This is a genomic window from Amycolatopsis circi (assembly GCF_003385235.1).
Lineage (GTDB): Bacteria > Actinomycetota > Actinomycetes > Mycobacteriales > Pseudonocardiaceae > Amycolatopsis > Amycolatopsis circi.
On the sequence record NZ_PQIA01000163.1, the window covers coordinates 1 to 18,697 of the forward strand.

17 protein-coding genes are annotated in these 18,697 nt (G+C 68.0%); 12 read left to right on the forward strand and 5 right to left on the reverse strand.

What is annotated here, in order from left to right; translation table 11 throughout:
* From shc to D0D37_RS40840, 6 genes are all read left to right on the forward strand, one after another.
* Positions 1-1,904: squalene--hopene cyclase (gene shc / locus D0D37_RS40815; protein WP_244223851.1), on the forward strand; the 1,904-nt coding region annotated here is incomplete at its 5' end.
* Positions 1,901-3,364, forward strand: a complete 1,464-nt coding sequence (ispH, locus tag D0D37_RS40820) for a 4-hydroxy-3-methylbut-2-enyl diphosphate reductase (protein ID WP_116205927.1) — start codon at positions 1,901-1,903, stop codon at positions 3,362-3,364. The genes shc and ispH, both read left to right, overlap by 4 nt.
* A gap of 3 nt (positions 3,365-3,367) precedes the next feature.
* Positions 3,368-4,369 carry an adenosyl-hopene transferase HpnH gene (gene hpnH / locus D0D37_RS40825; RefSeq protein WP_116205928.1) on the forward strand — a complete coding sequence of 334 codons (1,002 nt, stop codon included), beginning with the start codon at positions 3,368-3,370 and terminating at the stop codon, positions 4,367-4,369.
* 257 nt (positions 4,370-4,626) lie between these two features.
* On the forward strand, positions 4,627-5,652 hold the full coding sequence (locus D0D37_RS40830; protein ID WP_208720483.1) for a phenylalanine--tRNA ligase subunit alpha: 1,026 nt from the start codon (positions 4,627-4,629) through the stop codon (positions 5,650-5,652).
* A 13-nt stretch (positions 5,653-5,665) separates the two neighbouring features.
* Positions 5,666-7,450, forward strand: coding sequence for a phenylalanine--tRNA ligase subunit beta-related protein (locus tag D0D37_RS40835; protein ID WP_116205929.1), 1,785 nt, complete (start codon positions 5,666-5,668; stop codon positions 7,448-7,450).
* 29 nt (positions 7,451-7,479) lie between these two features.
* Positions 7,480-7,866: a CGNR zinc finger domain-containing protein gene (locus D0D37_RS40840; protein WP_341868012.1), complete on the forward strand. Its 387-nt coding sequence runs from the start codon at positions 7,480-7,482 to the stop codon at positions 7,864-7,866.
* A gap of 4 nt (positions 7,867-7,870) precedes the next feature.
* Here D0D37_RS40840 and D0D37_RS40845 read toward each other — a convergent pair whose 3' ends face one another.
* Positions 7,871-8,704, reverse strand: a complete 834-nt coding sequence (locus D0D37_RS40845) for a helix-turn-helix domain-containing protein (RefSeq protein WP_116205930.1) — start codon at positions 8,702-8,704, stop codon at positions 7,871-7,873.
* A 115-nt stretch (positions 8,705-8,819) separates the two neighbouring features.
* Between D0D37_RS40845 and D0D37_RS40850 the strand changes: the two genes are divergently transcribed.
* The 3 genes from D0D37_RS40850 to D0D37_RS40860 all read left to right on the forward strand — a co-directional run bounded on the left by D0D37_RS40850 (position 8,820) and on the right by D0D37_RS40860 (position 12,341).
* Positions 8,820-9,884: an aldo/keto reductase gene (locus D0D37_RS40850; RefSeq protein ID WP_116205931.1), complete on the forward strand. Its 1,065-nt coding sequence runs from the start codon at positions 8,820-8,822 to the stop codon at positions 9,882-9,884.
* Positions 9,885-10,461: 577 nt separating this feature from the next.
* Entirely contained in the window at positions 10,462-10,980 is a 519-nt protein-coding gene (locus D0D37_RS40855) for a lytic polysaccharide monooxygenase auxiliary activity family 9 protein (protein ID WP_116205932.1), read from the forward strand.
* A 188-nt stretch (positions 10,981-11,168) separates the two neighbouring features.
* Positions 11,169-12,341, forward strand: a complete 1,173-nt coding sequence (locus tag D0D37_RS40860) for a glycoside hydrolase family 64 protein (protein ID WP_116205933.1) — start codon at positions 11,169-11,171, stop codon at positions 12,339-12,341.
* A 43-nt stretch (positions 12,342-12,384) separates the two neighbouring features.
* On the opposite strand, the gene D0D37_RS40865 is transcribed toward D0D37_RS40860, so the two are convergent.
* A complete protein-coding gene (locus D0D37_RS40865) occupies positions 12,385-13,512 on the reverse strand; it encodes a mandelate racemase/muconate lactonizing enzyme family protein (RefSeq protein ID WP_116205934.1) in 1,128 nt (375 codons plus the stop codon).
* Positions 13,509-14,144 (reverse strand): TetR/AcrR family transcriptional regulator, encoded by a 636-nt coding sequence (locus tag D0D37_RS40870; protein WP_116205935.1) that lies wholly within the window; start codon positions 14,142-14,144, stop codon positions 13,509-13,511. The genes D0D37_RS40865 and D0D37_RS40870 overlap by 4 nt, the downstream gene beginning before the upstream one ends.
* Positions 14,145-14,223: 79 nt before the next feature.
* Between D0D37_RS40870 and D0D37_RS40875 the strand changes: the two genes are divergently transcribed.
* Entirely contained in the window at positions 14,224-15,117 is an 894-nt protein-coding gene (locus tag D0D37_RS40875; RefSeq protein WP_116205936.1) for an NAD(P)H-binding protein, read from the forward strand.
* Positions 15,118-15,122: 5 nt separating this feature from the next.
* On the opposite strand, the gene D0D37_RS40880 is transcribed toward D0D37_RS40875, so the two are convergent.
* On the reverse strand, positions 15,123-15,860 hold the full coding sequence (locus D0D37_RS40880) for a TetR/AcrR family transcriptional regulator C-terminal domain-containing protein (RefSeq protein WP_116205937.1): 738 nt from the start codon (positions 15,858-15,860) through the stop codon (positions 15,123-15,125).
* A gap of 83 nt (positions 15,861-15,943) precedes the next feature.
* Between D0D37_RS40880 and D0D37_RS40885 the strand changes: the two genes are divergently transcribed.
* Entirely contained in the window at positions 15,944-16,789 is an 846-nt protein-coding gene (locus D0D37_RS40885) for an alpha/beta fold hydrolase (RefSeq protein ID WP_116205938.1), read from the forward strand.
* Between the two features lie 51 nt (positions 16,790-16,840).
* On the opposite strand, the gene D0D37_RS40890 is transcribed toward D0D37_RS40885, so the two are convergent.
* Complete coding sequence (locus D0D37_RS40890) at positions 16,841-17,578, reverse strand: TetR family transcriptional regulator (protein ID WP_116205939.1); 738 nt, start codon at positions 17,576-17,578, stop codon at positions 16,841-16,843.
* A gap of 87 nt (positions 17,579-17,665) precedes the next feature.
* Between D0D37_RS40890 and D0D37_RS40895 the strand changes: the two genes are divergently transcribed.
* Positions 17,666-18,121 (forward strand): hypothetical protein, encoded by a 456-nt coding sequence (locus D0D37_RS40895; protein ID WP_116205940.1) that lies wholly within the window; start codon positions 17,666-17,668, stop codon positions 18,119-18,121.
* The last annotated feature ends 576 nt before the right edge of the window (positions 18,122-18,697 follow it).

Consider the following 18,697-nt stretch of genomic DNA (forward strand, 5'->3'; position numbering starts at 1 on the left):
CCGTCCCCCGGACCTCCGCGCCCGCCGCCCGCACCGCCTGCACCGCTGCCGACACGGTCGCCGCGGCGGTCGAGTTCCTGCGCCGCGAGCAGGACCGCGCCGGATGGTGGAAGGGCGAACTCGCCACCAACGTCACGATGGACGCCGAGGACCTGCTGCTCCGGCACTTCCTCGGCATTCTCACCCCGCAGATCGCCGAGGAGTCCGCCCGCTGGATCCGCTCGCAGCAGCGCGCGGACGGCACCTGGGCGAACTTCCCGGACGGTCCGGCCAACCTGTCCACCACGGTCGAGGCGTGGGTCGCGCTCCGGCTGGCCGGCGACCCGGCGGACGCGCCGTGGCTGGCCTCGGCCGCGGAGTACATCCGCGACCACGGCGGGATCGAGGCAACCCGGGTCTTCACCCGGATCTGGCTCGCGATGGTCGGCCAGTGGTCCTGGGACGACCTGCCGAGCCTGCCGCCGGAGCTGATCTTCCTGCCGTCGTGGTTCCCGCTCAACGTGTACGACTTCGCTTGCTGGGCCCGGCAGACCGTCGTGCCGCTGACCATTGTCGGCACCCTGCGCCCGGTGCGGAAGCTGCCGTTCACGGTAGACGAACTGCGCACCGGCAAGCGTCCGCCGAAGACGCGCGCGCCGTGGACGTGGGACGGCGTGTTCCAGAACCTCGACACCGCGCTGCACGCCTACGCGAAACTGCCGCTCAACCCGGTGCGGAAGCTCGCGATCAAGCAGGCCGCGGAGTGGATCCTGGCGCGGCAAGAGGCCGACGGTTCGTGGGGCGGGATCCAGCCGCCGTGGGTGTACTCGATCCTGGCGCTGCACCTGCTCGGCTACCCGCTCGACCATCCCGCGCTCAAGGCGGGGATCGCCGGGCTGGACGGGTTCACCATCCGGGAGAAGACCGACCAGGGCTGGGTGCGGCGGCTCGAAGCGTGCCAGTCGCCGGTGTGGGACACCGCTTTGGCGATGACCGCGCTGCTCGACGCGGGCGTCTCCCCTGGCGACGAATCTCTGGTGCGGGCCGCGGATTGGATGCTGGGCGAGGAAATCCGGGTCCCCGGCGACTGGGCGGTGCGGCGTCCTTCGTTACAGCCGGGCGGGTTCGCGTTCGAGTTCGCCAATGACGGTTACCCGGACACCGACGACACCGCCGAGGTGGTCCTCGCACTGCGGAGAATGGGCAAACCGGATCACCTGCGGATCCGTGAAGCGGTCGACCGGAGCGTCGCGTGGCTGGAGGGGATGCAGTCGAGCGACGGCGGTTGGGGCGCGTTCGACGCGGACAACACGCAGGTGCTGACGACTCGCCTGCCGTTCTGCGATTTCGGCGCGGTGATCGATCCACCGTCGGCCGATGTCACCGCGCACGTGGTCGAAATGCTGGCGGCGGAAGGAAAAACCGATACTCGCGAATGCCGTCGCGGGGTGCGGTGGCTGCTGGACAACCAGGAGGACGACGGCTCGTGGTTCGGTCGCTGGGGCGCGAATTACGTGTACGGCACGGGTGCGGTGGTGCCCGCTCTCGTCGCCGTCGGGATTCCCGGGACTTCATCGCGGATCCGGCGCGCGGTGAAGTGGCTGGCGGAGCACCAGAACGACGATGGCGGCTGGGGCGAGGATCTGCGGTCGTACGACGATCGGGCGTGGGCCGGACGCGGTGATTCGACGCCGTCGCAGACCGCGTGGGCGTTGCTGGCGCTGCTCGCTGCTGGGGAGCGGGAGTCCGAAGTGGTCGCTCGGGGCGTCGAATGGTTGTGCGAACGGCAGCGTCCGGACGGCGGCTGGGACGAGGACAAGCACACCGGAACCGGGTTCCCTGGGGACTTTTACTTGTCGTACCACCTGTACCGAGTGGTGTTCCCGCTGTCCGCCCTCGGCCGATATGTCCGGGGCGGGTCATGACACCGATCGTCTGCACCCCGTTGCGGATCGAGCAGGCCGCGCTGCGCGGTCTGCGGACGGTCCACATCGGACTCGGGCCTCGCCGGGCCGCCGCCGCTGCTGCCCGGCTCCCGCCCGGGCCGCGAATAGTGGCGGGGATCGGCGGCGGGCTCGCTCCGGAGGTACGGCCGGGGGATGTCGTGGTCGCCACTGAGGTGCGAGGGCCTTCCGACGTGGTGCCGGTGCCGTCCGCGCCATTGCTGGCGGGTGCGTTGCGGCGGCTTGGGCTCACTGTCCATCTCGGACCTGTGGTCGGCAGTTCGCACGTGGTGCGGGAGCGGGAACGGGCTTCGTTAGCGGCTACTGGTGCGCTGGCTGTCGATATGGAGTCGGCGTGGCTTGCTGCCAGCGGCGAACCGTTCGCGGTGGTTCGAGCCATTGTGGACACTGTCGGAGAGCCGCTGCTTCACCCTTCCACTGTCTCGAATGGACTCGCTGGGTTGCGGAGTCTGCGCCGGACCGCTCCCGCGCTCACCGCGTGGGCCGAAGCGGTGGGTCCGCGAACGGTGGTGCTGGCCAGCCCGCGATCGTTCTGTGCCGGGGTAGAGCGGGCGATCGAGATCGTCGAGCGGGCGTTGGAGAAGCACGGCGCGCCGGTGTACGTGCGCCGTCAGATCGTCCACAACACCCATGTCGTACACCGGTTGCAGGGGCGCGGCGCGGTGTTCGTGGACGAGGTGGAGGAAGTTCCGGAAGGCGCGACGCTCGTGTTCGCCGCCCACGGAGTTTCCCCGGCGGTCCGGCGGGCTGCTGCCGATCGCGGTCTGTCTGTTGTGGACGCGACCTGTCCGTTGGTCACCAAGGTGCACAACGAAGTCCGCCGCTACACCGGTCGCGGCGAGACGGTGTTCCTCATTGGACACGCCGAACACGAGGAAGTCGAAGGCACCGTCGGAGAAGCGCCCGAAAACGTCGTAGTCGTCGGTGATGTCGCGGCCGCTCGGACGGTCACCGCGCGCGACCCGTCGCGGACCGCCTACACCATGCAAACCACTTTGGCGCTCGACGAAGCCGAAGAAATCGCGACCGTGCTCCGCGAACGATTTCCCGGCCTTTCCGCTCCGCGCAAGGACGACATCTGCTACGCCACCACCAACCGGCAACAGGCGCTGCGGGCGATCGCGCACGAAGCAGACCTGGTTCTGGTGGTGGGTTCCGGGAATTCGTCCAACTCCCGCCGACTGGTGGAAGTTTCCGAACGCGAGGGAATCCCGGCAGTGCTGGTGGACGGTTGCGGCGACATCGACCTGCGCCGACTCGCCGGAGCCGGTCGGATCGGGCTCACCGCGGGGGCGTCGGCGCCGCCGCATCTTGTGACCGAGGCGGTCCAGGCGCTGCGCGGATTGGGACCGGTCAGCCTCACGGAAAACACGCTGACGGAGGAAGAAATGACGTTCACCCTACCTCGGGAGGTGCTCTGAGCCATGGCCATGCCGTTGCGCCAGTCTCTTCGACTGGGCGGTTATCTGATGAAGCAGAAGCTGCTGCGCAAGGAGAAATTCCCGCTCCTGGTCGAGCTGGAACCGCTGTTCGCGTGCAACCTCAAATGCGGCGGCTGCGGCAAGATCGCGCAGCCGCACACCCTGCTGAAACAGCGGATGCCGGTGGAGCAGGCGGTCGGGGCGATCGAGGAGAGCGGCGCGCCGATGGTGTCGATCGCGGGCGGCGAACCGCTGATGCACCCGCAGATCGACGAGATCACCCGGCAGCTGCTCGACCGCAACAAGATCATTTTCCTGTGCACCAACGCGATTCTGCTGCCCAAGCACATCCACAAGTTCAAGCCGCACCGCAATTTCGCGTGGATGGTGCACATCGACGGCCTCGAAGAACGGCACGACGCGTCGGTGCGGAAGGCCGGCGGTTTCCAGGCGGCGGTCGACGCGATCAAGCTCGCCAAGGAAAAGGGCTTCCGCGTCATGACGAACACGACGTTCTTCACCGGGGACACCCCGCAGGACGTCATCGACGTGCTCGACTACCTGAACGACCTCGGCGTCGACAACATGCAGATCTCGCCCGGGTACGCGTACGAGAAGGCCCCGGACCAGGACCACTGGCTCGGCGTGCAGCAGACGCGGGAACTGTTCGCCAAGGCCTTCGGCGGCGGCAACCGGAAACGCTGGCGGCTCAACCATTCGCCGGTGTTCCTCGATTTCCTCGAGGGCAAACGCGATTTGGAATGCACGCCGTGGGGCATCCCGTCGTATTCGCTGCTCGGCTGGCAGCGCCCGTGCTATCTGCTGGACGACGGCTACGCGGAGACGTACCGGGAACTCATCGAAACCACCGAATGGGAGAACTTCGGCCGCGGCAAGGACCCGCGCTGCGCCAACTGCATGGCGCATTGCGGCTACGAACCCACCGCGGTGATCGCCACCCTGGGCTCCCTGAAGGAGTCCGTCCGAGCCGCCGTCGGACACTGATCCGCTGGCCGTGAGGGGAACCTTCACGGACTCTGAGTCCCTCAGGGTTCCCCTCACGGCCCGTGCAAAGGGGTTTGCTCGCGCAGGGTGGGGCGTGCCATGATGGCGACATGCGCACGCAGCGATTTCTTCGCCCCCGGGGAGTGCCCGGGGGCTGCGCGTGCGCGCCGGGTTCCGCCCGCTGACGTCCGCGTCTCCCCTCGCTGCCCGGGGGTGAAGTCCAGAACTTCACGCTCCGAAGCGAGGAACCCGTTCCTGTGGACACTCTTGACCCAGCCTCGGCACTGCGCCGGATCACCGCGCTGACCGAGGCCGCGCTCGCCGAACTCGCCCAGGCCAGCACTCCGGCAGCCATCGCCGAGATACGCCGTTCTGCGCTCGGCAAATCCAGCCCGCTCGCCGCCGCACGCCGCGAACTCGGCCGTTACGAACCGGCCTCCCGCAAGCAGCTCGGTCTCGCGCTTTCCGAGGCACACCAACGCATTACCGCTGCTCTCGACGAGCGGCGGCCCACCGGACCCGCGCTGGACCATCCGCTCGACCCCACTATCCCCGGCCTGCCGCCGCCGACCGCCGGACTGCACCCGGTCACCCAGCTGCGATACGACCTCGACGACGCCTTCCGCGCGCTCAACTTCGACGTTATCGAAAGCCCGGAAATCAGTTCCGCAGCAGTGGAATTCGACCGGCTGAACTTCCCCGCCGACCATCCCGCACGCGAAAGCATGGACACCTACTGGCTGGCCGACGGCCGCTGCCTGCGCCCGCACCTGACCGGCACGAGCGCGCGGTACCTGAGCACGCACGAGCCGCCGGTCCGAATCGCCTACCCGGGGCGGGTGTACCGCAACGAAAGCACCGACGCGCGGCATGAGCGAGCGTTCTTCCAGTACGAGGTGCTGGTGGTCGACGAGGCCGTCCCGCTCACCACCGCCCGGTTTCTCGTCGACACCATCCTCGGCACCGTGTTCGGCGAACCGGTGCGGACCCGGATGCGCGCCGGGTACTTCCCTTTCGTGGAGCCAGGTTTCGAGATCGACATGGCCTGCCGCGTCTGCTCGGGACGCGGCTGTCGCACCTGCGGACGGACCGGCTGGCTCGAACTCATGCCCGGCGGCAGCCCGCACCCGCACGTGCTGCGCGCCGCCGGCCTCGACCCGGCGCGGTGGTCCGGCTGCTACCTGAACGTCGGCCTGGACCGGCTCGCGATGATGCGCTACGGCATCGACGACGTCCGGCTGATGCACAGCGCCGACCTCCGCTTCCTCTCCCAATTCGCCTGAAAGGCCCGCTGCCGTGAAGATTTCCCGGGACTGGCTCGCTGACTACGTGCCGCTGCCCGACTGTTCGCCCGGCCAACTCGCGCACGAGCTGACCTTGAAGACCGTCGAAGTCGAAGGCTACGACGCCGTCGACGGTGACGTGGTCTTCGAGATCGACAACAAATCGCTCACCAACCGCCCAGACCTGTGGGGACACTACGGAATCGCACGCGAACTCTCTGTCCTTTATGGACTTCCACTGGCTCCGCTCCCCCGCATCGCCCGGCCGCCAAGCACTACCGGCCTCGTCAGCTCGGTCGACCCCGCCTGGCATCGGCGAATGCTGGCGGTGCAGTGCACAGTGGACAGTTCCGTACCGACTCCGGCTTTCCTCCGCGACCGTCTCCGGCGTATCGGCGCACCAAGCCGGAACCTGTGCGCCGATCTGAGCACGTACGTGATGTTCTCCGTCGGACAACCGAGCGACGTCCGCGCCACCGGCGACTCGATCATGCTGGAAATACCAACCCTGATTCCGAGCCAAGCCCGCCGCAGCGCCCGGACCGAAGCTTCAGTGCGACAAGAGAAAGGCCTGGACACGCAGCGCGTCGACCAAGCCGTCGACCTGTTCCTCCACCTCCTGACCGAAACCGACCCGTCAGCGGTGGCACTCGGCGAGGAAAACGTCGTCCTCGCCGCCACCCGCGGTGCCGAAATCGAGGTGAGCCTGGCCGAGATCGAACGCCGGATCGGCCTCCGGCTGCCCCCGGACGAGATCCTCCGCATCCTCCGCGCCCTCGGCTGCACCGCCGAGATCACCGGGGAACTGCTGCAGGTCACCGCGCCGTCATGGCGCTCCACCGGCGATCTCTCGCTGCCCGTCGACATCGTCGAGGAACTGGCCCGCATCCACGGCTACGACGCGCTGCCCGCGCGACGGCCAGTCGTGGAGCTAGCCCCGCGCTCTCGGCTCCCCCTAAGCCGCCAAGTCCGGGAGGTGCTGGCCGCGCGCGGCGGGGCGACGGAAGTGCTGACCTACCCGTGGTCCGCCGACCACCTGCTCACCGCGTGCGAACTTGAAGCCGAGCTGGCAATCGACCATCCGCCAGCCCCGGACCGCGGCCGGTTGCGCCCGTCGCTGCTCCCGAACCTGCTCGAAGCCGCCGCCGCCAACCTGCGCTATCACGACGAGTTCAGCATTTTCGAAGTCGGCACCGTCTTCGCCGCGACCGAGCGGACCTCCGCCGGAATCCTGCTCACCGGACCGGACGGTGTCGAGCTGTTCCGCCGAGCCAAAGGACTAGCCGACCTGATCCGCCGGTACTGCCATCTCACCGCACTGGATCTGTCCGGCACCCCCGCCCAGCCCTGGACAGACCCGTCCGCGCGCCTGGCAATCCGCCCAGGCGGGACACTGGCGCTGGTCCGGCCGTCGGTGCTCCGCGCGGCGGGTATCGACCGGGGCGCGATCGCATGCGTCGAACTGGACCTCGACGCGCTGCGCACGCACCCGTCGCGGGAGAACCGCTACGCCCCGGTCGGCGATCTGCCGGAGTCGGACTTCGACCTGTCCGTCCTAGCGGCCGACACGGTGCCTTGGTCCCTGGTCGCCGACACCGCGACGCACGCCCACGCCTTGGTGCAGCGGGTGGACTACGTCGGCGAATACCGAGGTTCGCGGATTCCGGCGGACCACCGATCGCTCACTTTGCGGGTCACCCTCCGCCCGCAGTCCACGACGCTGACCGCGAGCGAAATCGCCGCAACCCGCTCCACAGTGCTGGCGGCACTCGATCGGGCAGGGGCGCGGTTGCGGTAAGACTCAGCCGAGACCAGTACCGGTCAGCGATCCCCACCGAGGCGCGCTATGCACTGGTCGCGGCCCGGCTCGTCGGCCACGTGTACGACCCGGAGCCGTTGACGCTGGTCAACGATGCAGCAGCGCAACCCGACGCGGTCCCGCAGCTGAGCCGCGCCGGACGGCAGGTCCGGGCGACCGCGGGGCAGGCGTTGTCGACGGTGGCCCGGGCCGCGGTGACGATCCTCCGCGGCCCGGACGCGGATCTGCTCAAGGAATGCGGACGTCCGGAATGCACGCAGGTTTACCTGGACCATTCACGCGGATCACGGCGCGAATGGTGCGCGATGGCCACCTGCGGAAACAAGACGAAGGCGGCAGCCTATCGAGCACGGCACAGGGGCAATCCCCCGATGACTCCGTCTCGGCAATCCTGAAAATTCAGCTGGCGAACAAATGATTCAACGCAGCTCGGCTGTCGTCGTCTGTCGCGCGGTAGATCAGCACTCGCTGATCCGGATTCTCGATCGGGGCAAGCACTTCGAACCGCACCGTCAGCTCTCCGGCCTCGGGATGCCGCAGCACCTTGAGCCCCCGGCCGTTGATCGCGATGTCCCGTTCCGCCCACCAGTGCGCGAATTCCTCGTCCTGGGCGAGAAACTCCGCGATCAGATCGCCTAACTCCGCGTCATCGGGATGCGCAGCCCAAGCTGCCCGCAGATGCGCGATACCTTGCCGCACCACGGTTTCCCGGTCAGTGTAGAACGTCTGCAGTTCTGGATGTCGCAGGCACAGCCACATCGCGTTGCGCTGAGCTGACGGCAGCGTCTCGAAATCCACCAGCAGACGCGTCATCTCGCGGTTCCAGGCGAGAATGTCGTAACGGTGATTCAGCAGCATGGCGGGAAGCGGAGAAAGATCGGCGATCAGCTGCGCCAGCGGTTCCGCCGCGACGGCAGCGGGTTTGTCCGCCGAACGAGGCTGCTGCTGAGCCAGCCCGTAGAGGTAAGTGCGCTCGCCAGGGCTCAACCGCAACGCTCCGGCCAGCGCCTCCACGACCTCCGCCGACGGACGCAGCCCGCGAGCCTGTTCCAGCCGCACGATGTAGTCGATGCTCACGCCGGCCAGTTCGGCGACCTCTTCGCGACGCAACCCGGGCGTCCGCCGGGCCTGGCGGCGCGCGGGAAGGCCGAACTCGTCCGGGTCGAGGCGTTCACGGCGGGTCCGCAGGAACGCGGCCAGCTCTTGGGTTCGGTCCACAGTGCGCGTCATCACCGCCGACTCTACCCGAGGGCAGGACTCGCTTTCCCAGGCAAATCCGTCCCTTACCCCGCACGCGCGACGGGAACAGGCTGGTCAGCGGCACTGGAGCACAAGCACAGGAGGACCCATGCCGCTCACTCTCGACACCTACCGGCTGCTGGGCCGTTCCGGGCTGCGGGTCTCGCCGCTGGCACTCGGCACGGCGACCTTCGGCACCGAATGGGGCTGGGGCGTGGCCGAGGAGGGCGCGCGCCGGCTGTTCGACCAGTACGTCGAACGCGGCGGCAACTTCATCGACACCGCGCCGACCTACACCGACGGCACCGCCGAGCGCATGCTCGGCAAGTTCACCCGCGGCAACCGCGAAAGCCTTGTCCTGGCGACGAAGTACACCACCCTGCGCCGCCCCGGCGACCCGAACTCGGGCGGACCGCACCGCAAAAACCTGTTCGCGTCGGTGGAGGCCAGCCTGCGGCAGCTGAACACGGACTACCTCGACCTGCTCTACCTGCACGTCTGGGATTTCACGACGCCGGTCGAGGAAATCCTGCGCGGCATGGACGACCTCGTCCGCCAGGGCAAAATCCACTACGTCGCGATGTCCAGCGCGCCCGCCTGGCAGGTCTCGCGCATGCAAACGGTCGCCGACCTGCGCGGATGGGCGCCGCTGGTCGCGTTGCAGGTCGAGTACAGCCTCGTCGAGCGCACCGGCGAGCGCGACCTGCTCCCGATGGCCCGCGAGATGGGTCTCGGCGTAGTGCCGTTCTCCCCGTTGGGCGGCGGCGTCCTGACCGGCAAGTACACCCGCGCCGACTTGACCGCCGCCGACCCGGCCCCGGGCGAGAGCACGCGGAAGAGCTTCAATCTCGCCGTCGGCGCGGTCACCGAACGCAAGCTGGAGATCGCCGACGTCCTGGCCGACGTCGCGAAGGAGATCGGCTGCACTCCCGCCCAGGCCGGGCTCGCCTGGACGCTGCGGAACCCCGCCGTGACCGCGCCGATCATCGGGGCCCGCACGCCTGACCAGCTGGAAGACAACCTGGCCGCGCTGACCGTCGAGTTCGCCGAGCCGCAGCTGGCCCGGCTCGCCGAAGCCAGTGCGATCCAGCTCGGCATCCCGCACGACCAGCTCGCCAGCGACCACCTCCGCACGGCGACCCGTGGCGACTTGACGATCGAAGACCGACGCTGACCGGCGGCCAGCCCCGGTCGCTTGCGCGAGACGGCAGGGGCTGGCCGTCTCGGGCTATTGCCAGCTGCGCGAAATGCCGCTGCCGCGAATACGAAACCACCGCCAGCCTGACCAAACACCTAACCACCCAGTGGAGCATTCCCGGTCGAATACGTTCAACCCTCCGGAAGTCGGGGATTCCGAAGACCGGGCAGAATCGCTGCACCAGACCGCCCCGCCCGGCCGCTTTCCCTGCGCTCGCGCAGCTTCCCACCGTCCATTATAGACAGTCCAGAGCAGACGAAATCACGCTGGGTGGCCACAATCCGCGCAAGCGCCACCCGTCCGGCGCAATCTCGGAGAAACTCCTCCGGCCAGCACCACAAGGGACAGTGGTCTTGCTTGACAACGTTGACGGATAACCGGCGCTCCGCCTTTCTTTGCCAGCTGTTGACCTTTCCGGCGGCCCGGGCGTATGGTCTAGACCAAGAAGCCCACCCCCTTCGCTCGAACCTTCCGCGGGCCGGCTCCCGGAAAGCCGGTGCGTCGCTTTGTCGTACCCGCACCAGGAAACGAGCATTCCCCGAAGGAGATGTCCATGAAAGCGAACCGGAAACTCGTCGCCGCCGCGGTCGGCACGGCGATCGCCCCGGTGCTCGTGCTGATCAGCCCGGCAGGCATCGCCAGCGCGCACGGGTACGTCAACGCGCCGGCGAGCCGGCAGGCCCAGTGCGCGCAGGGAGTCGTGTCCTGCGGCCAGATCAAGTACGAACCGCAGAGCGTCGAAGGGCCGAAGGGGCTGCACAGCTGCAGCGGCGGCAACGCCCAGTTCGCCGAACTGAACGACAACAACAAGGGCTGGAAGGCCTCGCCGGTCGGTTCCTCGGTGGCCTTCACCTGGAAGTTCACCGCCCGGCACCGCACTTCCAACTACGAATACTGGATCGGCAACGACAAGATCGCCACGGTGGACGGCGGCGGCCAGCAGCCCCCGGCGACCGTCACCCACAACGTGAACCTCAAGGGGCACACCGGAAGGCAGACGGTGCTCGCCGTCTGGAACATCGCGGACACCGCGAACGCCTTCTACGCCTGCATCGATCTGCAGGTCAGCTGACCCGGAAGGTCCACAACAGACACTGAGGCGCGGGCCGTGGCGGCGGCCCGTGCCTCAGTGCGCGTCCGCGGCGATTTCCCGGAATGACAAAACCGGCCAATTTCTCCCGCATTCGTTGACCCCGTCTCCCGGCCGTGGCTAGCGTGCCGGTCACCGGAAAAGGGCATGACTCCAGGAGGCGGTTTTCCTTGATTTCCCGGCGGGCATTCCTCGGCGCATCCGCGGCAGCCGCGACATTTCCACTCTGGAACGCCGCGTTCGCCTCCGCGACCACCCCCGACACCGCGAAGGTCGCGTTCAACGACCAATCCGGTGCCAGCCAGGCCTACGCGTACATCACCGGAACGACGCTGGACAACCGGCTCGTCATCCTGAAAGCCGATGGCACGCCTTACTATCCGCCTTCCCCGGGCAGCGACCACACCCCGCTCGCCGAGGACTGCGCGATCCCGCTGAAGTCGCTTTCCCAGGTCACTGTCCCGAAAATGTACGCGGCCCTGATCTATGTCGTCCTCGACAGCAAACTGGACTTCTTCGTCAACCAGGGCCCGGCGCTCGTGCACCCGAGTTTCCTCGCCGCCGACGACCCGAATTACGGCCGGAACTGGTCGTTCTGCGAATTCACCTTCAACAACGACGTGCTGTTCGCCAACATCAGCTACGTCGACTTCGTCGCGATCCCGATCGGCCTGCACCTCACCACGACCGGCTCCGGCGACCAGACCGTGCCCGGGCTTCCGGCCCGATCGCTCGATCCGATCTGCGACGCGCTCAACGCCCAGGGCGGCAAATGGGGCACACTCATCGAGACCGGCGGTGACGGAAAGCCGTTGCGCGCGCTGTCCGCGCATTACCGCGCCGACCAATTCGGCGGATACCTCGACGGCTACATCGACGAGGTGTGGAAGAAATACACCAGCGAGACGCTCACCGTCGACACCCAGGTGCCCGGCCTCGGCGCGTTCACCGGCCAGGTCGGCGCGGACGGAGTGCTCGCCTTCAACAACGGCGAGCGATTCGACAAACCCGCCACGCCGGACGTGTGGAGCTGCGACAGCGGACCGTTCGCGATCAAACAAGGCGACAGCGACGCCCGCAAGGCGATCATCCCCCGGCTGGCGGCGGCGTTGAACCGCACCACCCTGCGCGACAACCCGAAGCAACCGACCGGCGAGGACCCGGCGAAATTCTACCAGAACCCGGAAACCAACCACTACGCGCGCATCGTGCACAGCAAACTGCCGGACAATCGCGGTTACGCGTTCCCGTACGACGACGTCTCCCCCGGCCCCGACTTCAGCGGCGCGGTACAGGCGGGCGACCCGGACACGCTCACCATCACGGTAAACGCCTTGCGCTGAACCAAAGAGGTGCCGCGGTCCTTTTAGGAGGATCGCGGCCCCGTCATCCGGTGAGATCGCCTTCCCGCTCGTTCTTCGCCGCGTAAAACGCGAGCTTCTCCTCGTCCACTTCCACGCCGAGCCCCGGTCCGGTCGGCACCTGCAACCGACCGCCGGAAAGCCGCAGCGGCGCGACGACGTCGTCAGCGTGCAGGTAATACATGCTGTCGATCGCACGCGACAACACCGGCGTGCTGGCCACCACCGCCAGATGCGCGGCGGTGGCGATGCCGAGTTCGCCGCCGCTGTGCAGATTCATCCCGAGCCCGAACGTCTCGCAATGCGCGGCAAGCGCTTTGGTCGCCGCGATCCCGCCCCATTTGTAGACGTCACCGTGGATCACATCGACCGCACCCAGCCGCACCGCTGGAGCGAACTCCTCGAACCGGACCACGCACATGTTGGTGCACAACGGAATCCGCACCTTCGCGCGAACCTGGCTCATCCCCTCGATCCCCGCACACGGGTCTTCGAGATACTCCAGATCCAGTTCCTCCAGCGCAATTCCCGCGCGAATCGAGTCCGGCACCGACCACGCGGCATTGGGATCGACCCGCAACTCAACCTCCGGCAGCGCGCTCCGCAGCTCCCGCAGAATCCGAACATCGCCGCGGACGTCCCGCGTCCCCTTCAGTTTCACCGCCGAGAAGCGGCCCTCAGCGACCACGCGCGCCGCGTGTTCCGCCAACCCCTGCGCGAGTTCCTCCCCTTCCGCGCCAGGCGCGTCAGCGCGAGTAATCAACGCGGTGATCGGCACCTCGGTCCGCACCGCGCCGCCCAGCAAGTCGGTGACGGACTGCCCAGTGACCCGCCCGATCAGATCCCAGCACGCGACGTCCAGCCCGGCCAGCGCCGCATAACCCAGATATCCGTGGAAAAACGGCGCCATGTGATGGCGACGATGGAATGCTTCGAGCGCGAACGGGCTGGTCCCGATCATTTCCGCGCCCAGCTTCCGGGTCAGCTCGGCGACCGGACGACCCCACATCGTCTCGCCCCAGCCCTCGGCGCCAGTGTCCGTGCGCAGCCGGACCACCGTGCGAGTTTCGCCGGTCTTGGTCTCGAACGAACTGGTGAACGGATTCGTCAACGGCAGATTCACGACCCGCACGTCAACAGCAGTGATCTTCATGCCCGCCGCCCCAGCTCCGCCGAAACAACCTTCCGAATCGGTTCCAGGTCAACGTTTTCCACCGCCGCCTCCGCCCTGGGCATTTCCTCGATCGCGGGCTCAGCGTTCAGCAACACCCGAAACACCCGCGGCAGCACAGTCCGTCCGACGAGATCCTCCGCGAGCGCCGCCGCCTCCGGACTGTCCATTTTGTACTGCGCAGCCAGATACTCGGCGAGCCGCGCGTACATCACCGCGAACATCGCGTCGTAGTACGCCTTCGCACTGTCCGGCAACCGCTCGGCGGCCGAGATGCAGAGCCGGCACGTCCGCGCCTGCGGTTCCCAGGTCAGCAACTGCTGGAACCGGCCGCAGAACAACGCGACCGCCTCGACCGGGTCGGCCGCGTAGTCCTCCGGCGTCATCAGCTTGCCGAGGTACAGCTCGCGGACCAGGTCGAGCACCGCGAGGAACAGCTTGTCCTTGCTCTCGAAATGCGCGTACAGCGACCGCTTGGACGTCCCCGCGCCGGCCGCGACCGCGTCCATCGACGCGCGCTCGAACCCGGTCTCGAGGAACACGTTCTTCGCTGCCAGCAGGATGTGCCTGCGCAACTCGGCACCCCGCAGCTGCGAACCGCCTTCACGCGCCATCTTGCCTCCGCCAAAAGTAAACGGTACGGTAGAGTTTACTTCATCCTCCACCTCTTCTACAGTCTCCTGGAGTGCCCGCATGATCGTCGTCACCGCCCCCACCGGGAACATCGGCAGCCGCGTTCTCGCCGAGATCGCCGACGGTTCGCGCCCCGTCCGCGCGATCGTCCGCGACCCGGCGAAACTGCCCGCTGACCTGCGTGAACGGATCGAAGTCCACCCTGGCTCGCACAGTGATCCGCAGGTCCTCGCCCGCGCCTTCGACGGCGCGGACACCGTGTTCTGGCTCGTCCCGCCCGACCGGCGAGCCGCCAGCGTCGACGAGGCCTACTCCGGCTTCGCCCGCCCCGCCGTCGACGCGATCCGCACCCACGGCGTCCGCCGCGTCGTGTCGGTCAGCGCACTCGGCCGCGGCACCGCCGCCGCCGAAGGGGCCGGGCACGTCACCGCCACCCTGGCGATGGACGACCTGATCGCCGGCACCGGCGTCGCCTTCCGCGCGCTGGCGAATCCGACCTTTATGGACAATCTGCTGCGCCAAATCGCGGTGCTCAAAGAGCAAGGCACGTTCTACGACGTCCTGCCGCCGGACTACGCGGCGCCGACCGTCTGCACCCGCGACATCGCCGGAGTCGCGTCAAGGCTGCTTATTGATCCTTTGTGGACTGGCCGGGAAGAAGTTCCGGTGCTCGGCCCGGAGGATCTGTCGCCGAACCAGCAGGCCGCCATCATCAGCGACGTGCTGGGGATTTCGGTCAAATACCAGCAAATCCCGGTCTCCGCGCTGGGCGCGCAGGTTCTCGAGAACGGTGCTTCCGAGGCGATGGCACAGTCCATGATGGACATGGCGACCGCGAAGCTGAACCATCTGGACGAGGGCGTCGTCCGCACCCCGCAGCATGCGGCGGAGACTCCGACGACCTTCCGGCAGTGGTGCGAAGAAGTCCTCAAGCCCGCGGCGGACAAGGCCTGATCCGGCTATCGGCCGCTGTGGGCCAGTCCGGCCAGAATGTGGTCGAGCCCGCGGCGGAAGGCCCGTTCGTAACGATCATCGGCATGCGGCGTTTCCGCTTCGACCATGATCCGGCTCAGATGCGGATAGTCTCCGCTGCCGATGATCGATTCCCCGTATCGCGCCTGCGCCGCCAGCCACTTCGGCATGCCCACTCCGGACCGTCGGGCCGTTTCCTGTTCGGCCAGCTCGTCGACGACGTGGCCGCGGACGAAGGTCAGCACCGTGCCCACCTGGGCCAAGACCTCGTCCGCGGCCAAGCCCAGGACGTCCACGGTCGCATACGCCGCGTCCAGCCACGCCAGGCTGTTCGGCCCCATCGCCGGACGGGTCGCGGGCAACGCCGCCAGCCACGGGTGCCGCACCACCAGGGCGCGGTACTCGCGGGCGACGGTCCGCAGGTCCGCCCGCCAGTCCCCGGTCGGCGACGGCGGCTCGCGTTCCCCGAAGGCGGCATCGACCATCAAGTCGAACAGCTCGTCCTTCGTGGCGATGTAGCGGTACAACGTGGTCGTCCCGGTGCCCAGCTCGCTGGCGACCCGGCGCAGGGACACCGCTTCGAGGCTTTCCGCGTCCGCGACCCGGATAGCCGCGGCCGCGAGGTCGGCTCGGCTGTGGGCCGGCCGCGGCCCCCGGGCGCCGCGTTCCGGCCGCAGCCAGATCGGCGGGCGCACGTCGTCGGCGGGCGCTGCGTCGTCAACCATGGCCCACATTATTGCGAACGCCGTACGCGGTTAGCTAGAGTGGGCTTTATGCGAACACCGTGCCCGGGTAATTGGGAAGACCGATGAGCGAGTACCGCACCGGGTCGGTCGCCTCCGCCGACGGGACTGTCATCGGATATCGCCAGCTGGGCAGCGGCCCGGCACTGCTGCTCCTGCACGGGGGCATGCAGGCGGCGCAGCACCTGATGAAGCTCGCGACCGCACTGTCGACTGAGTTCACCGTCTACGTACCCGACCGCCGCGGCCGAGGACTCAGCGGATCGCACGGCACCGACTACGGGATCGAGCGGGAAACAGAAGACCTGCGCGCCCTAGTCGAAAAGACCGGTGCGGCACAGGTTTTCGGCCTCAGCTCAGGGGCGCTGATCACACTGCGAAGCGCCCTGACCATTCCCGAGATCACCGCAGTCGCCCTGTACGAACCACCGTTGTCGGTCAACGGCTCGGTGCGGCTGGATTGGGTGCCCCGCTTCGAACGCGAAATCGCCCGCGGGCGATTCGCTTCCGCCCTGGCCACGGTATTCAAAGGATTGGCGGTCGAGCCGACACTCGGCCGGATTCCGCGATTCGCCCTCGTCCCGTTCCTGGCGCTCGGCGCACGTCTGCAACGCAGCGATTCCAGCGCGGACGTGCCGATTCCCGCCCTCGTCCCGACCCAACGCTTCGACGTACAGCTAGTCGAGGAATTGGCCGACACCGCACGGGATTACGCGACCCTCAGCTCGCGAGTCCTGCTTCTCGGCGGAACCAAAAGCCCCGCCTTCCTCGGAATTTCACTGGACGAACTGTCCGCCACGATCCCGAACGCACAACGGAGCACCTTCTCCGGGCTCGGACATTCCGGCCCAGACGACGACGGCGACCCCACCCGAATCGCCGAAGCCCTGCGCGCCTTCTTCACGACCTGAGCAGCCCCTCAATGGCACTCAGTGCACTTCACTAGCCGACCGGCAAGCACGTCACCGAGACTCGGCCTCGCGCAACGCCGCGCCGATCCGAGTCACCACCTCGTGCAACGGCGTCGCAGTACTGAGCACCGCCACCACCGTGCCCGCCTCCGCTTCCCCCGAAGACTTCCCGCCGGAGGTCCGGAATGCATCCGCGACCAGGGTGAACGCCTCCGTCGCCGCCGCCGCGATGTCGTCGCGGCCGCCACTGCGCAGCCACCGCCGGAGGACGTGGTTGTTAGCCGCCGCGATCGCCGCAGCAGCCACCGCCGCGCGCAGCGTGGCAGCCTCGTCGCCAGCAGCGGCGAACCGATCCTGGAGATAACGGGCAAGGACGCGCTGATAACGGTCGACCGTCGCGACTTCCTTGTCCCGCAACGAAGGCACCGTGCGGGTGAGACTGAACCTCTTGAGCGAAACGTCGAGTTCCGCCGCGTACGACTCCAGCACGAGCGACACCGCCGCAGTGGCCACCTCGATCGGATCGCGCGCCGGGTCGGCGGTCTCGAAGACCTGCTCCATCTCGGCGACGATCTCGTCGTGATTGGCGAAGAGGACGTCGTCCTTGCTGTCGAAGTACCGGAAAAACGTCCGCCGCCCGACCCCCGCGGCCGCGGCGATGTCGTCGATGGTCGTCGCCTCGTACCCGTTGGCCGCGAAGAGATCCACGGCCGCCGTAGCAAGCGCACGACGCAACTGCCGCCGCCCGGCCGGCGTGGCCCCGACCCGGGTGCGCGGCGTCTCCGTCATCCCCGAACGGTAGCAGCCCGGGTTGCTAGTGGCACTGAGTGCCGTTAGCATAGGTCGGGCACCCCATGCGAGCGGAAGGCGTCGACGATGACACTCGACCAGCAACTGCGGCCCGACCACCACACCGGCCCAGACCCAGCAGACGCCTACTACGGCGGGGTGTTCGGCTGGTCCGTGCGACGCCAGGGCGCGCGCCTGTTCCTGGCCTTGGAAAACGGCCTGTGCGCAGTCACTTTGCCGAAACTCACCTCGGGCCCCGTGCGCACCCACCTGGCCGCCCTAGGCTGCGAAGGCCCGTCCCTGATCCTCCCCACCCAATACGGCCCGCGCCTGGCAATCCTCGCCGAAACGGACGGCGAACTCCTCCTGCGAGGCACCCTGCCAGCCGACGTAAGCGTCCTGGACAGCGGCGCGCTCCTCCCCCTGCCGATCGGACAGCAAACGCCAGGAACGGGCCCGGAATGGCTGACCGCGCCAGACCCGAGGCACCGCTGGCTGCCGAGCGTGAGCGCAGTACTCGCCGGAGTTCGACTGCGCCCCTGATCCCGCTCCCCCGCATGGGCTTCGCGACCCATCACACCGACTCTCCACGGCCCTGACCTTCCCGCCGTGCCGGCTTCCGATTCCGCGAGGCGACTTCGCCGCGGCCAGCTCCGTGAGGGGAACCGTCACGGACTCCGGAACTCAAGCGCCGCTTCACAAACCACACCGCCGCGCGGGTTCACCCCTTCGCAGCAACAGCCGCCGGTCCGTGAGGGGAACCCTCACAGACTCTGAGTCCCTCAGGGTTCCCCTCACGACCCACGCAAGTCCGTGAGGGGAACCTTCACGGACCTCGGAAGGCTCGGCCAGGGGCTGTGAAGGGCCCCTTCACGGACTTAGATTCCCTCAAGGGGCCCTTCACAGCCCCAACGCCCCGCCACCGCACAGCCCCAAGGCCCCGCCACCGGAATGCGCCCCCATGCGGCATTCGATCCATCCCACGCACCCAATGCGGCCTTCGGTCCATCCCACGCCCCCAATACGGCATCGGTGCGTCACATCCGCCCAATGCCACATTGGGGCGCAAGCCCCGCCCCTCCCAACCGCAGCCGAGGCTGCGGTTGGGAGGGGCGGGGC

What these genes read in the sequence shown, in the direction of transcription:
- ispH (WP_116205927.1), top strand. Translation starts at nt 1,901, where the DNA reads ATGACACCGATCGTCTGCACCCCGTTGCGGATCGAGCAGGCCGCGCTG.
- hpnH (WP_116205928.1), top strand. Translation starts at nt 3,368, where the DNA reads ATGGCCATGCCGTTGCGCCAGTCTCTTCGACTGGGCGGTTATCTGATG.
- D0D37_RS40850 (WP_116205931.1), top strand. Translation starts at nt 8,820, where the DNA reads ATGCCGCTCACTCTCGACACCTACCGGCTGCTGGGCCGTTCCGGGCTG.
- D0D37_RS40855 (WP_116205932.1), top strand. Translation starts at nt 10,462, where the DNA reads ATGAAAGCGAACCGGAAACTCGTCGCCGCCGCGGTCGGCACGGCGATC.
- D0D37_RS40865 (WP_116205934.1), bottom strand. Translation starts at nt 13,512, where the DNA reads ATGAAGATCACTGCTGTTGACGTGCGGGTCGTGAATCTGCCGTTGACG.
- D0D37_RS40870 (WP_116205935.1), bottom strand. Translation starts at nt 14,144, where the DNA reads ATGGCGCGTGAAGGCGGTTCGCAGCTGCGGGGTGCCGAGTTGCGCAGG.
- D0D37_RS40875 (WP_116205936.1), top strand. Translation starts at nt 14,224, where the DNA reads ATGATCGTCGTCACCGCCCCCACCGGGAACATCGGCAGCCGCGTTCTC.
- D0D37_RS40880 (WP_116205937.1), bottom strand. Translation starts at nt 15,860, where the DNA reads ATGGTTGACGACGCAGCGCCCGCCGACGACGTGCGCCCGCCGATCTGG.
- D0D37_RS40885 (WP_116205938.1), top strand. Translation starts at nt 15,944, where the DNA reads ATGAGCGAGTACCGCACCGGGTCGGTCGCCTCCGCCGACGGGACTGTC.
- D0D37_RS40890 (WP_116205939.1), bottom strand. Translation starts at nt 17,578, where the DNA reads ATGACGGAGACGCCGCGCACCCGGGTCGGGGCCACGCCGGCCGGGCGG.
- D0D37_RS40895 (WP_116205940.1), top strand. Translation starts at nt 17,666, where the DNA reads ATGACACTCGACCAGCAACTGCGGCCCGACCACCACACCGGCCCAGAC.